Genomic DNA, 13,906 nt, shown 5'->3' on the forward strand with positions numbered 1-13,906 from the left:
TGCGCAACGCCAATCCTGCCGTCCGGTCCGCTCGGTCACGTTCCCGAAATGACCGGTCACGTTGCCGAAATCCCCGGTCACGATCCCGAAACGGCCGGTCACGTTCATCCGAAATACGCACCGACGACCCCACTCTCCTCCGGACTGTGTTTGAGGCATTCAGCTGCTGCAGCTCTTGGGTAAAGCGTCGGAACTCGTCATTGAAGTGCGCTTCAAGGCGTCTCAGCCGACTGGCAGGCAATGGTTGCTCGCAAAATTTGCACGTCTTCGAGTCATTCGGCTGGCTGTGTAGCGTCAAACCATGGCGGACCCAAGCACTGAGGTCCGAATTCGCGGCAAGCTCATCGATAACGTTCGACACTACCGACTTCTTGAGAGCCTCACGAGCCTCGTTCCGCAAGGCCGTCAAGTCTGGAAACTGAACGTTTGAGACGCGGATGAACTCGCGCGGCTGTGCGTCCTTGCGGTCGAGCAGCAATTGACGCTCCTCGGCCGAGAGCAATTGCTTCGTATCCTGAGAAATGCGCGCGATTTCCGCGCGAAAGTCCGCAGCGTTATAATTGTTGAAGTTACCGCCTGGCGCAACCAGCAGGTTCTTTATCGCTCGTGCTGTCGTCGCCGCGTATTCGTTAAGCTCCTTTTGAGCACGCGCTTCGTCTGCCGAAGCCTTTTTGACGGCCTCTGCAAGACTTTCCTGCTTCGGCTTCAACTCGTTTAGCTGACGCTGTTTTTCTGCACTTTCCTCGCCGAATACATAGACCGGCGGAAATTGCCCGAGCGTTCCACCGCTAGCCTCGAACACACTGCGCGCTGCAGTATCTCGATTGAATACGCGGACTGCTGGAAGTTCCGCCTCGTTTAGGTTCCTCCCCGAGACTTTCGCGTCGTCAAAGATGAACTCAACGTCTCCGTCGGCGATGGGTGTCGCCATCTGAAGCGACCTAAAAAGGATGGAGAGCGTTGTCTTCCCTGAGCCGTTCCAGCCGTAGACCAGATTGAACCGGCTGAAGTCCTCAAGACCGTTCGGCCAAGCGAAATCCCTGAAAATGCGATATCCGCTAATCTTCGCAAAGCGTGCCAGCTTCATCCTTGACCCCAGAAGCCAAACGGCTTCTCTCACAACTGCGTTTTAGTTCTTCGCCAGCTCTTCGAAGCAAATACCGTGAGTCGCAGAGACGTGCATCACGAGCGGCTCAGGATGGTCTCTCAGGCCATCCCGACTAGAGACGGCCTCATTCAGTTTGCCTATGCGCAGAGGAACTGCGCCTTCCTGCAGCATCGCAAGAAGCTGCGTTTCCCTCACGCCCGTTCTTCGGGCGACCCACAAGGAGTGCGGCGCTAGCAATTCCTGAGGGAACACTTATGTCTGAGGTGCTGACTCGAACTTGGTAACGCCGAACACCATGTAGTTGACGCTCGGCGCCGCTCCTTCCTTCGACCGCAGGCTTAAGGTGCCACGATTCCACCTATAGCCACTCCAATCCCACTGCTGGTCATCGGTCTGAACAACAACGTAGGAGCCGACCCGCAGTCGAACCGAAGACGCGTTACCACCGAAATCCAGTCCAAGATTAAACGTATGCACTTGCACGTTCTTTTTCCGGTCGAGCGTAGCCTTTACCACCGACGCCGCGAGCCCGGCAAACGGCTTGAGTGCCGGTTGGGCAGTTGCTATCAGTGAAAGACCGCTCTTGAATGCGGCGCTATCCAACGCTGAAAGCACAGTTTCATCGAGGCTGCTGCCCACGTTGATTGCCCGGCCTTCAAACGAGATTCCGTTCGAACCGACTGTGACCCCAAGAAAAATAGGATGGCCTGAGATACTGGCGCTGGCATTGTCCCGAACCTTCGTTCTGACGGCAAAACGCAGTTCTTCGACTTCGTCGGCGACCTGATTCTTGCCAGCAAATTCACAGAGGATGTTGTGCTCACCCGAGCCGGGGTATGCATGGACGAAGAACTTGTCGAGTGAAATCTTGATGCGTTGGCCGACGAGACTATGGTCTGCCTGAACAACACTTGCAGCGCGGATTGGGACCTCTACCTCGTCATCCTTGGGTGGCTCGATGAAACCCAGCATAAAGCCTGAGCATTTATAGGCGCTACCGAAGGAAAGGAAGCCTTGGCCTCCGGGCGCCTGAGCCAAAACGCTCTTGGCGCCGTCGATGTCATCGATGGACATCAGGTATTCGGCAATCGCGTTATCGTCGCGGCTTCCGAGTGATAAAGACGAATCGAAGATTGTTCCTGTCATGCTTTTGCTCCTGCTCGAGCTCTGCCACGCACTCTAGCGCGTTCTTGAATTTTATTCCGGACCTCGGCATACAGCCCCGCTGACCGTTGCGACTGCGCCATTTCAAGCGTAATTGCCAAGGCGTACGGGACTTCGGCAACGTGAAATTGGCTTCTGTTCGCGTACGCCTGTACACCGACGAAGAGCCCCTTTTCGTCGGCAATCGCCGCGACTTTTTTTCGTCCCTCAAGGACGAAGTGAGTCAGAGTGCCTCGCTCCGTGCTCCTTGAGTTCGGCTGCAAGGTTCGCTCAACACCGCCCCAGAAGTTCTTCTTCCCGTGGCTGTTGACTATCTTTAGACCGACACCTCGATAGGCGTCCGTGGTGACACTTACCGGAGTGGACCATGCGAGGGTAATTACAACTCGGCGAACCTCGTTCGTGCCAAGCATCGCTGTTGGCAAGGGGATTCGGTATTCGTGCAGATGGTCGTGGAAAATGGTGTCGGCTGCGAGAAGCGTAATTCGACTCTGGTCGCCGGATATCACTAGTTCAGGCTGAGGCCTGCCGTATCCGATGAATTGCGCGATAGTTTCGCGGCGACGATGATGCCTCATGGCTTCGGTTGGAGGGTACACCTCCTCCAGAAGCTTGCCGATTTCTCCCCAGCGCGCGCCGTGCGCGAGCAAAGCCTTGAGTATGACTGCGCGCGTCGGAAGGTTAAGCCAGTTGATGCCATCTGCTGCATAAATCTCGCGCACGGCTTGTGCTACCACAATACCGGCCCGGGTCGTGAGCGCAGCGGCGTTGCTCGTCCCCGTGCTAAGCGTGACTTTCCGAAGGTCTCCACCAGCGGGGTCGGGTGACGCTACCATCTGCCCCATGTGAACTGACTGGAATCCGCGAATCGCAACGTTGTCCGGCTCCTGCGAGATGACGACCGTCTGGCGTCCACCGAATTCGACGAGGTCCGGTTTGATGCCGCGTCGGACTCCAAACCCAAGCGCGGAACAGATGTTCGTCATCGCGACGCTCGGATAAGGGTCGACAACCCCTGCCGGGGCCGCTGCCGAGCCATCCGCGTGCAGCGCACCGACAGTGAGTGCGTTGATTGATTCAGCCGGGCTCAGAATGCCGCGCAAACCCTTCGCTTTCTCGATGGCGAGAAGGATGGCCGCTTCGCGCTGTGCTGAGGAGTCGCTGTCAAAACTACTCTTGTCGGGATATAGCTCCACCGGGAAGGCGCTTTCAATGTTACCGGCGCTAACTACGAACAGGAGTCGATGCGCGTGGCTCAGGTGGTCGAGCAGAACCGCCCAAGGTGTCGGTCGCCTGACGAAGGGGGCGTACCTGTCACAGATAGAGTGGTTGATGAGGACGACTTCAGGAGCGCCGGCCGCTTCACCGTCCAGACCGGCGACCAGAGACTTTACGGCTCGATAAATGATGCCGATTGGCAACTTTCCGGGGGGCGTAGTCTCTCCGGCTCCGCCTGCACCTACAGTGAGCACAGGCACGACAACAACAGGAGCATTCAGAGGCGCCTGCGGCGCGTGCAAATCACCGTGAACGACCAGCGACGCCATCGCAGTGCCGTGCCGCCTTGCAGCAACCGGAACATCCCTCCCTTCGATATCGACTTCATGAACTGCGATGCGGGTGCCAAGCGCCTCGTGACCCTGGACGGGGTAGCCGTCAAGGATGGCTGCGATGACGGGAGCCGCGCCATCCTGATGCTTCGAATCTACCGGAGGCATCTTAGGCGTCGAGCTATTTCCAGCCTCGGCCTCATACAGGGACTGCGGCCGGATGGTCATAATCTCATCCGCGTTCGCAAGTTTGCCGTCCCTGTTCGCCAAAAGACGAGCGACGTTAGCCGGCACGCGAACAAGCGCAGCCTCGTAATTGATTTCAGGAATTGTGCAGAAGTCGAGCATTTCCCCGCCCACTTCCTTGAGCAGTTCCAGAAGCGTGCGAAGAGCCCTGTCTCGCCTTTCAGCCTCATTGCGGTACCAGAGGTCCACCTCCATGACAACCGGTGTGTCAGGGTCTCCTGACAACATCAGTTCCACGTACCTGGCGATTGACGGGTCGATGCGGTCCTTTGCGGACCAGACTCGAATATCGTGGAGGTAGCTGAAGAGCGCCCACCATAGGCCGTCACCCGACGGCGCACTCTTGCCCGCCTTAAAAGCGCGCCAACGGGAAAGGAGAGTCTCCAGTCCTTTCACTGTTGGCATAGTGAGATAGAGGTACGTCGCGCCTACGCCATCGTTGCCGTCCGAGCCGTCGACCTCTTCGTCGTCATCGTCCGGAGACGAGTCATCGTATTCACTCGTCAGCCACTCGAATCCGAGAGCTTTCGCAGCCCTTTCGAACTCCTCGACGCGACCAAGAAGCTCAATCACCAACGCCCTATCGGGGGTTACCGCGCGAGGGTCGTTAGAAACGTCGATGCCATTCTTTAGGCGTTCGGTAGTCTGCTCAATCTTCTCGAAAGCACCGGAATAGCGGTTACTCTGCTCCTGCGGCGTTCTTTTCTGAGCGAAGATTCCTTTTGGAGGCGGTCCTTTTATTCGCTTTCCGCTCTGCTGCTCTCTCAGCAGTCGGACCACTGGATAGTTCTGCGACATAGTCCCCGTTCTGCAAGTTCTTTCTTAAACGCCTTTGCCAGCGTCCCAGAATCTCCTGGACTGCACGCGCCGGAGTAAGCTTTCCGCGTGAAAGAATGAGCTTGCGGCGTACGTCGAGTGTGAATGCCTCGATTTCGGACATGCTCTCGCCCGCCATGCAATCAGCAAACTCCTGAGCATCGATTCCTGCGCTCGCACCGAGCGAACGCTCAAATCTGTGGAACCACTCTTTAAGCTCACTTGGTCCTGGCAAAGGAACCTCCACCCGAACTTCAAATCGACGCCAGACGGCCTTATCCAGCAACTCGGGGTGGTTAGTCGCACATATTACAACGGAATGGCTCGGTAACCGGTCAAGTTGAACGAGTAGAGAACTCACCACCCGCTTGATTTCGCCCGTTTCTTGAGAATCCCCTCGGTCCTTTCCGACAGCGTCAAATTCGTCAAAAAACAGGACGCTCGGATTGGTCGCGACGTAATCGATAAGCCTCCGAAAACGATTTGCAGTCTCGCCTAGAAAACTGTCGACGATAGCGTCATATCTCACCGAGAGAAGCGGAAGCGAAAGTTCAGCAGCAATGACCTCCGCCAAACTCGTCTTTCCGTTTCCGGGCGGGCCAATCAACAGCAGCGTATGCCGAGGCTCGACAGAATGCTCGCGCAACAATGACGCATGAGAGAACTCATAGATGAATTCTTCCACGCTGTCTTTGAGATGTTCGGACAGAACGAGGTCGCTCAGCCGCTTATTGGTCGGAACGTCAAATACCAGTTCCGATATCCCATTTGGCAAAGCATTTGCCGATGGAGCGAACAGCGAAGTCTGTGCCGGCTGCGTCGTTTCTCGCTTGCTTGCACGACTCGCTTCGAGAATTGCATCCATTGTTCGTTGCAGCGCCTGACGGTCGCCGCGGATATTAGGATTGGCCATTCTGTCCCCCAATCATCGGCATGTTCTCGGGGCGGGTAACGTTGCTGCCCGCAATCGGCTGCGCGAATCCAGCCGAGGCGGCACCACCGGCAGGACTCCCCACATAGGCATCAATCACGTTCAGCATGTTCTGCAAGAAAGCCCGCATTGCGATGAGGTCCTCAACCGGCACGCTTGCCGGCAAGGCAGCAGGAGCCGCACTCGTTGCACTTTCCCCAATTGCCGTTTCTTTTTCATGTTGTTCCAAGCCCGCGGCTAGCAAAGCACGCGTTCTCTCTATGGCACAACCAGAGCGGTTAAAGCGCCAAAGGAGCGTACGGTCGACGTCTAATTCAGTGGCCGCAGCCGACACCGACCCACATTTTTCGATAAATGCGCGAACACGTGCAGCTAGTTGTTCGTCACGAACTACCTTTGGCATCGACACTTTCCCCAGTATTCCGGAAAGTGTATTGCATCACGCAACAAAACGCAACAAGAAAGCGGATAAATGTATCAATTTCGTTTCTTTTTCCCAGTAAAAAGAAACATCCAGAAGTGAAACGCAACCGCGATGGCGTTTCACGTTTTCGTTGGGCCCTGTCTCCATTGCGGAGTCATCGAGTCGCGCTGGCGATGCAAGGGCCGTTTCCGGGAGCAATGTAACGCCCCAAAAATCTGGTCGGGGGCATAACCGGCACTTCGCGAATCGCCTCCGCCTGGCACTGTCGCGCAGGTACGGAGTACGTCGCTACCCATCGATACTGTATATATATACAGTTTTCCAGTTTTCTGCCAGTAGTCTGGCAACCTCTAATGAGCGATTCGACGGTGAGCCACACCGTCGTACTCGACACGAAAGCGGAACCTAAGCCGAGTAGCGCCCCTTCGTGTCCAGCGCCCAGCCGCGGAGTGTTTCTTTCGCGACGACGCGACTGCCGGAGGTTTCGTCCAATTCCGCCTTGAGTGCGTGTTTGCGGCTAGCAGGAATAGCTTCGGCCCACCTTTTCAGTAGGCTCTGGAAATCGACATCCCCACAGGCGTCATATGGGTAGTCGGCGGTCTTGAGCCGATGGACGAGACTAGCTAGGGCGATTTTCAGCAGATTTGCGCTCGCCTTCGAATCCACGTGCGCGACGGATAGTTTCTTGGTGATGCGATTGCGGTGTGTCGAGTCTTCACCTGCCGCCATTAACAAGATGTGCTGCAGCGACTGGTAGTCGGTGCGCGTGCTGCCCCGGCAGAGCCGTGTCCATAGTGTGTTCCTCGGCTCCCCGTAGTCGGAGACCCGACACGGCCCCTCCATCAGGCAGCGCATACGGAGCGTCTCCCGGAGCGAGAGTCCTGGCAGCGCCAACCCGTCTGCCGCCAACCCCGTAACGTCGAGGAACGACTTGTCGCCTTTGGCCTTGTTGGCACGAGTACTCATGACAACAAGGTTGCCTTCAGCGTACGCCCCGTCGTTGTTGACCCGGTCCACCGACCAATCCGTATCTTCGCCGGTGCCGTGTGTCAGCTCCACTAACGTTACTGGGCAGGTGGGGTAGTCGATGAATTCAATGAATTGGGGTGTGACATTCCTGTCGACGACTCGCCCGCGCCTTAGGGCGTTCTGACGAAGTTGCAGCCATTTGCGCTCAAAGCGCGTCGGCTGTTTGGTCCTGCTTCCATGGTGAGCCTTGCCGGCAGCGTGTCCTTCCCTGACATCAGCGGGGGCGTCTTCTCGCGGATTCCATCCGTAGTACGCCAAATCCCATCCGAGTGCCCGACCAATCTCCGCGGTGTACTCCTGCGCCATCTTGCTGCTCTCTCTTGTTGTATGTGCCCCAATTCGATAACGGCCCATTGCGAACAAGTCTTGAGGTCCCACCAGCAGTCCCGGTCCCGCGTGAAGTCCGTTTAAACAAGCGCCGCTACAGGGGAGATGGAGATAAAAATCGAAGCGATGAGCGCCAGTCCCCCAATTGACAGCGAGGCATGCACCCTCGTCGGCCTGTTGCTAGCCGATGCGGTCACCGACGTGGAAGTTGTCCGCCGCGAACTCGGCCTCGGCGAGCAGATGGTTGAGCGCCTTCAGCGCGCGGTCGACAGGCTGGGTTGCGCGCAGACGATTCTGGACGCAATGGGAGGATGCCGGTTTGGCAACAGCGGCGGCCAGCTTTGGGAACAGGTGGGTAAGGCGGTGCGGTTGCTCGCAGGGAATTGGCCACAGGAGTACCCGGAAGGTGCGGTTGAGTGGCTCCTGCTACATTCGGCCAGCGCAGACAAGGACCAATGGAGTCGGCTGCGGAGAGCGACCATTAGTTCCAGTTAATCCTTTTCTGACAAGGAGTTGGAAGCAGCTTGGAGCCACTGCTAACCCAAACTAACAGCGCTCGTTAACCGAAACTAATAGTGCTCTCCAGCTACACGTCTTCTCCTGCTTCGCCGTCACTCCACCGTCACCGATTTCGCCAGGTTGCGCGGCTTATCCACATCCGTGCCACGCGCACATGCGGTGTGATACGCGAGCAACTGCAGCGGCACCACGTGCAGGATCGGCGACAGCAAGCCATAGTGCTCTGGCATCCGGATCACATGCAGCCCTTCGCCGTTGACGATCTTCGTGTCCGCATCGGCGAACACATACAGCTCGCCGCCGCGCGCGCGCACTTCCTGGATGTTCGACTTCAGCTTTTCGAGTAGCGCATCGTTCGGCGCAACCGTCACCACCGGCATCGCTTCGGTCACGAGCGCCAACGGCCCGTGCTTGAGCTCGCCAGCCGGATACGCCTCGGCGTGGATATACGAAATCTCCTTGAGCTTCAGCGCGCCTTCGAGCGCGATCGGATAGTGCATGCCGCGTCCGAGGAACAGTGCGTGTTCCTTGCGCGAAAACTCCTCCGCCCACGCGATGATCTGCGGCTCCAGCGCGAGCACGCTGTTGAGCGCGGCCGGCAGGTGGCGCAACTGCTTCAGATAGCTCGCTTCCTGCTCGTCATTCAAACGTCCGCGCAGCTTCGCGAGCGTTGCCGCCAGCGTGAACAGCGCGACCAGCTGCGTCGTGAATGCCTTGGTCGACGCTACGCCGATCTCGCGGCCCGCATGCGTGAGGAACGACAACTCGGTCTGACGCACCATCGCGCTCGTGCCGACGTTGCAGATCGCAAGCGTGTGGTTGTGGCCGAGTTCCTGCGCGTGCTTGAGCGCCGCGAGCGTGTCGGCGGTTTCGCCCGACTGCGAGATCACCACCACCAGCGACTTCGGATTCGGCACCGACTCGCGATAGCGATACTCGCTCGCGATCTCGACCTGAGTCGGAATCTTCGCGACCGATTCGAGCCAGTACTTGGCGGTGAGTCCCGAGTAGTAGCTGGTGCCGCACGCGAGAATCAGCAGGCTGTCGATGTCCGCGAACACCTGGCGGGCGCCTTCGCCGAAGATCGACGCATCGAACGCGTCGGCTTGCGGAATCGTGTCGGTGATCGCGCGCGGCTGCTCGAAGATTTCCTTCTGCATGAAGTGGCGATACGGGCCGAGTTCGACCGCGCCGCCATAGGCCGCGACCTGACGCACCTCGCGTTGCGCGATCTCGCCCTGGCGATCGGCGATGCGCACGCCATCGAGCGACAGTTCGCAGACGTCGCCTTCCTCGAGGAAGATGAAGCGCTCGGTGCTGCCCGCGAGCGCGAGCGCGTCGGAGGCGAGGAAGTTTTCGCCGTCGCCGAGTCCGACCACGAGCGGCGAGCCCTGGCGGGCGCCGACGACCGTATGCGGCTGATCCCGGTGCAGCACCGCGATCGCATACGCGCCATGCAGTTGCGCGATCGCCTCGCGCACCGCGGCGAACAGGTCGCCGCGATACAGGCTATGGATCAGGTGAGCAATAACCTCGGTGTCGGTCTGCGAAACGAACTCGTAACCCTTGCCACGCAGCATTTCGCGCAGGGTCTCGTAGTTTTCGATGATGCCGTTGTGTACCAACGCCAGCGCATCGCGCGAGAAGATCGGGTGCGCGTTGTCGGTAACCGGTGCGCCATGCGTGGCCCAGCGGGTATGCGCGATGCCCGTCACGCCTTCGAGGTGACCTTCGCGCACCTGAGCGTCGAGGTCGGCGACGCGCGCGACGCTGCGCGCGCGGCTCGGCCCGCGAGCGCCGAGCACGGCGACGCCGCACGAATCGTAGCCGCGATATTCGAGACGTCGCAGTCCTTCGATCAGGACGGGAACGATGTTACGTTGCGCAACCGCGCCGACAATGCCGCACATGGTGTATTCCTTTTCAGTGCCGAATTCAGTGAGCGCGCCTCGTGGGCGCGCCGTATCGATCAGCTTTTCTTTTTGACAGGGCGCACGTAGCCCGTCTTGCTCGTCTGGGTTTTATCGTTCAACACCAGCGCATTCGCGGCGACGTCTTTCCACACCGTGGTGCCGGCCGCGATCGTCGCGCCGCGCTGCACGCGCACCGGTGCGACCAGTTGCGTGTCCGAGCCGACGAACACGTCGTCCTCGATCACGGTGCGGAATTTGTTCGCGCCGTCGTAGTTGCAGGTGATCGTGCCCGCGCCGATATTCACGCGCGCGCCGACATCCGCGTCGCCGATGTAGGTGAGGTGGTTGGCTTTCGAGCCATGACCGAGCACCGCGTTCTTGATCTCGACGAAGTTCCCTACATGAGACTCGTCTTGCAGCGCCGCGCCTGTGCGCAAGCGCGCATACGGGCCGACAACGGCCTTCGCGCCGACTTCGGCGCCTTCGATGTGCGAGAACGCATCGACGCGCGTTCCCGCGCCGATACGCGCGTTGCGGATCACGCAGTTCGGCCCGATGCTGACGTTGTCAGCGAGCGACACGCTGCCTTCGAACACGCAGTTGACGTCGATCGATACGTCGCGGCCGCATTCGAGCGTGCCGCGTACGTCGACGCGCGCCGGATCGGCGAGCGTCACGCCCGCGACGAGCAGCGCGTCGGCGACATTGCGCTGATAAATCCGCTCGAGTTCGGCGAGCTGCTGCTTGCTGTTGACGCCGAGCGTTTCCCACTCGTCGTCGGGCTGCGTGGTGACGACTTCGAGGCCGGCTTCGATCGCCATCTCGACCGCGTCGGTCAGATAGAACTCGCCTTGCGCGTTGTCGTTCTTGAGCGCCGCGAGCCAGCCGGCGAGGCGCGCGGTTGGCGCGACGATGATGCCGGTGTTGATTTCAGCGATCTTCAGCTGTTCGGGACTTGCGTCCTTCTGTTCGACGATGCGCTGCACGTTGCCATGCTGATCGCGCACGATGCGGCCATAGCCGGTCGGATCGTCCAGCGTGACGGTGAGCACGCCGTAGCCGTCCTGGCCGGCGCGCTCCGTCAGTGCGCGCAGCGTTTGCGCGCGCGTGAGCGGCACGTCGCCATAGAGCACCAGCGTGGGCAACGAAGGATCGAGCAGCGGCAGCGCTTGCTGCACCGCATGGCCGGTGCCGAGCTGTTGCTCCTGCACCGCGAACTGGATATCGGGCGCCGCGACGGCTTCGCGCACGGCTTCGGCGCCGTGGCCGATCACGACGATCAGGCGCGCGGGCTTCAGCGCGCGGGCGGTGTCGATGACATGAGCGAGGAGCGGCCGGCCGGCCAGAGGATGGAGCACCTTGGGAAGCGCGGACCGCATGCGCTTGCCGGTACCTGCCGCCAAAATGACGATGTTCATGGCGTCGGCAAATAGACGAGTTTGGAGCGGACGATTCTATCATGCTTCACCTGCAAAAAAGGCCGCAGAAGCGGCCTCGGCAGGGCGTGCAGGCCAGCGGAAAACCGCCGGAATACCGCCAAAACAAGCATTTTTCGCTCTCTACAGGTCGTCGAACTGGACCAGCGGAATGGTCTTGGCGCCGGTGAGCGGCGCACCTTCGTCGCCGCTCGAGCAGGGTTCTTCGTCGAACGCGATGTCGCCTTGCGGGTCGGCCTCGCCGGTCGCACGCAGCCCCGCGAACGGAAACAGCTGGTGGTCCATCAGATGCGACGGCACCACGTTCGACAGCGCGTTGAACATGTTCTCGATGCGGCCGGGGAAACGCTTCTCCCAGTCGCGCACCAGCGCCTTCATTTCCGCGCGCTTCAGGTTTGGTTGGCTACCGCACAGATTGCACGGAATGATCGGAAATTCGCGCAGCTCCGCGTACTTCTCCAGATCGGTTTCCTTCACGTAGGCAAGCGGCCGGATCACGATGTTCTTGCCGTCGTCCGATTGCAGCTTGGGCGGCATGCCCTTCAGCTTGCCGCCGTAGAACAGGTTCAATAGCAGCGTCTGCAGGATGTCGTCGCGATGATGGCCGAGCGCGATCTTGGTCGCGCCGAGCTCGCCGGCGACGCGATACAGGATGCCGCGCCGCAGTCGCGAGCACAGCGAGCAGGTGGTCTTGCCCTCCGGCACTAGCCGCTTGACGATGCTGTAAGTGTCCTGGTTCTCGATGTGGAACGGGATGTCGAGCTGGGTCAGATACTCGGGCAGCACGTGCTCAGGGAAGCCCGGCTGCTTCTGGTCGAGGTTGACCGCGACGATGTCGAAATTGATCGGCGCGCGCTCGCGCAGCCGCATCAGGATATCGAGCATCGCGTAGCTATCTTTGCCGCCCGACAGGCACACCATCACCTTGTCGCCGTCCTCGATCATGTTGTAGTCGCCGATCGCCTGGCCGACCTGGCGCGCGAGGCGCTTGAACAGCTTGTTGTTCTCGTACGCCTCCTTCTGCTCGCGGCGCGTGAGCGGCGATTTCGAAGCACGCGCGGCGTTCGAGGCCGTGGCGGCCTCGGCGGCCTGGTTGCCTGCGTTCAGCATTTCCGGTGCATTCATCGCTCAGTCCTCCTTGATGCGGAAGACTTCGACGCCGACCGCGTCGCAGTCCGGATAAACATCCGGCTTCTCGGTCGACACGCGCGCGCCGCGCACCTGCGGATGTTCGAGCATCACGCGCACGAGGTCGTCGCACAGCGTTTCCTGCAGATGGATATGGCCTTGCGACACGCGCTTGGCGATCGTCGAGCGCATGAAGTCGTAGTCGACGACTTCGGTGAGCTTGTCGTGCACCGGCGTGGACATCGCGAGCGGCACGAACAGTTCGACGTTGATCACGACGCGCTGCTCGCCGCGCTTTTCGAAGTCGTGCACGCCGATATTGATGTGCACTTCGTAATTGCGCAGAAACAGCCGGCGGCAATCGGCGAGCCGGGGGTGCGAAAGAGCGGCAAACATGTTCGTTCCAGTCAAAAAAGCGTGCGGGGCACGCAAAGGGGCGCTGCGCCACACGCGATGGCCGCTTCGAAGGCTGGCCGCGCGCGCATGTCAGGCGCCCGTCAAAAACATTACGTCGCGCGGCAGCGGCACGAGATGCTGCCCGCCGTCGACCACCAGCGTCGTTCCGGTGACGCCGGCTGCATCCGCGAGATACAGCGCGGCGGCGACGATATCCTCGGGCCGCGACGCACGGCCCAGCGGCGTCATACGGTGAGCGGCCTCGAACCCGTGCTGGGTCTGGTCGCCCGATTGCATCGTCAGGCCGGGCGCGAGCCCGACCACCCGGACCTTCGGCGCGAGCGCCTGGGCGAGCGCGACCGTCGCGGTCTGCAGCGCCGCCTTCGACAGCGTGTACGACAGATAGTCCGGGTTCATGTTGTACAGCTTCTGATCCAGCACATTGATGACCACGCTGCGCTGGCTTTCGTCGCGCAGCGCGGCATCGGGCGTCGCGTCGTAAAGCATGCGCGCAAGCACCAGCGGCGCGCCGAGGTTCATCGCGGTCAGCTTCAGCAGCAGGTCGTAGCCGACGTCGCGCGCCGTGTCTTCCTCGAAGCGCGACGCGTTGTTGACGATGCACGACGGCCGCCCTAGCGCCGCGGCACAGTCCGGCAGCAGCCGCGCGACCTGCGCTTCGTCGCCGAGCTCGGCGTGCAGCGCGACCGCGCGGCGGCCCAGCGCGACGATCTGCGCGACCACTTCGTCGGCGTCCTCACGCGAGGCCCCGTAGTGCACGGCCACGTCCCAGCCGCGCGCGGCGAAGCCGAGTGCGAGCGCGCGCCCGATGCGGCGCGCGGCGCCGGTAATCAGCACGACGCGGGGCGGTTCAGTCGGCGCTTCGGCCGCGCGGGCAGCGATGTCCGGAGAAACGGTCATT

12 protein-coding genes are annotated in these 13,906 nt (G+C 60.4%); 1 reads left to right on the plus strand and 11 read right to left on the minus strand.

Translation table 11 applies throughout. The features are described 5' to 3' along the window. The 6 genes from ACLFKU_RS34700 to ACLFKU_RS34725 form a co-directional block, all read right to left on the minus strand. The coding region (locus ACLFKU_RS34700; RefSeq protein WP_410852156.1) for an AAA family ATPase at positions 1-1,087 on the minus strand (1,087 nt) is incomplete at its 3' end. Positions 1,088-1,360: 273 nt separating this feature from the next. Next, on the minus strand, positions 1,361-2,254 hold the full coding sequence (locus ACLFKU_RS34705; RefSeq protein ID WP_410852157.1) for a hypothetical protein: 894 nt from the start codon (positions 2,252-2,254) through the stop codon (positions 1,361-1,363). Beyond that, positions 2,251-4,866, minus strand: a complete 2,616-nt coding sequence (locus ACLFKU_RS34710) for a S8 family peptidase (protein ID WP_410852158.1) — start codon at positions 4,864-4,866, stop codon at positions 2,251-2,253. Before ACLFKU_RS34710 ends, ACLFKU_RS34705 begins: the two co-directional genes overlap by 4 nt. Beyond that, entirely contained in the window at positions 4,748-5,797 is a 1,050-nt protein-coding gene (locus tag ACLFKU_RS34715) for an AAA family ATPase (protein ID WP_410852159.1), read from the minus strand. Before ACLFKU_RS34715 ends, ACLFKU_RS34710 begins: the two co-directional genes overlap by 119 nt. Beyond that, complete coding sequence (locus ACLFKU_RS34720) at positions 5,784-6,218, minus strand: hypothetical protein (RefSeq protein ID WP_410852160.1); 435 nt, start codon at positions 6,216-6,218, stop codon at positions 5,784-5,786. Before ACLFKU_RS34720 ends, ACLFKU_RS34715 begins: the two co-directional genes overlap by 14 nt. A 426-nt stretch (positions 6,219-6,644) precedes the next feature. After that, positions 6,645-7,574, minus strand: coding sequence for a hypothetical protein (locus ACLFKU_RS34725; RefSeq protein ID WP_410852161.1), 930 nt, complete (start codon positions 7,572-7,574; stop codon positions 6,645-6,647). A 126-nt stretch (positions 7,575-7,700) separates the two neighbouring features. On the opposite strand from ACLFKU_RS34725, the gene ACLFKU_RS34730 reads away from it, so the two are divergent. After that, entirely contained in the window at positions 7,701-8,090 is a 390-nt protein-coding gene (locus ACLFKU_RS34730; protein ID WP_410852162.1) for a hypothetical protein, read from the plus strand. A gap of 116 nt (positions 8,091-8,206) precedes the next feature. Here the strand turns inward: ACLFKU_RS34730 and glmS are convergent, their stop codons facing one another. The 5 genes from glmS to ACLFKU_RS34755 form a co-directional block, all read right to left on the minus strand. Continuing rightward, positions 8,207-10,024 (minus strand): glutamine--fructose-6-phosphate transaminase (isomerizing), encoded by a 1,818-nt coding sequence (gene glmS, locus ACLFKU_RS34735; RefSeq protein ID WP_368586370.1) that lies wholly within the window; start codon positions 10,022-10,024, stop codon positions 8,207-8,209. 59 nt (positions 10,025-10,083) lie between these two features. Further along, positions 10,084-11,445, minus strand: a complete 1,362-nt coding sequence (gene glmU / locus ACLFKU_RS34740; RefSeq protein WP_368586369.1) for a bifunctional UDP-N-acetylglucosamine diphosphorylase/glucosamine-1-phosphate N-acetyltransferase GlmU — start codon at positions 11,443-11,445, stop codon at positions 10,084-10,086. Positions 11,446-11,586: 141 nt separating this feature from the next. Then, positions 11,587-12,588 carry a tRNA 2-thiocytidine(32) synthetase TtcA gene (gene ttcA, locus ACLFKU_RS34745; protein WP_410852163.1) on the minus strand — a complete coding sequence of 334 codons (1,002 nt, stop codon included), beginning with the start codon at positions 12,586-12,588 and terminating at the stop codon, positions 11,587-11,589. A gap of 3 nt (positions 12,589-12,591) precedes the next feature. Further along, the gene (locus ACLFKU_RS34750) at positions 12,592-12,987 is read right to left on the minus strand and encodes a dihydroneopterin aldolase (RefSeq protein ID WP_013090805.1); all 396 of its coding nucleotides are present in this window, start codon (positions 12,985-12,987) and stop codon (positions 12,592-12,594) included. A 90-nt stretch (positions 12,988-13,077) separates the two neighbouring features. Beyond that, positions 13,078-13,905, minus strand: a complete 828-nt coding sequence (locus ACLFKU_RS34755) for an SDR family oxidoreductase (protein ID WP_410852164.1) — start codon at positions 13,903-13,905, stop codon at positions 13,078-13,080. Position 13,906 lies beyond the last annotated feature (1 nt).

The organism is Paraburkholderia sp. EG304 (assembly GCF_046543485.1).
In the GTDB taxonomy this organism is placed as follows: domain Bacteria; phylum Pseudomonadota; class Gammaproteobacteria; order Burkholderiales; family Burkholderiaceae; genus Paraburkholderia; species Paraburkholderia youngii.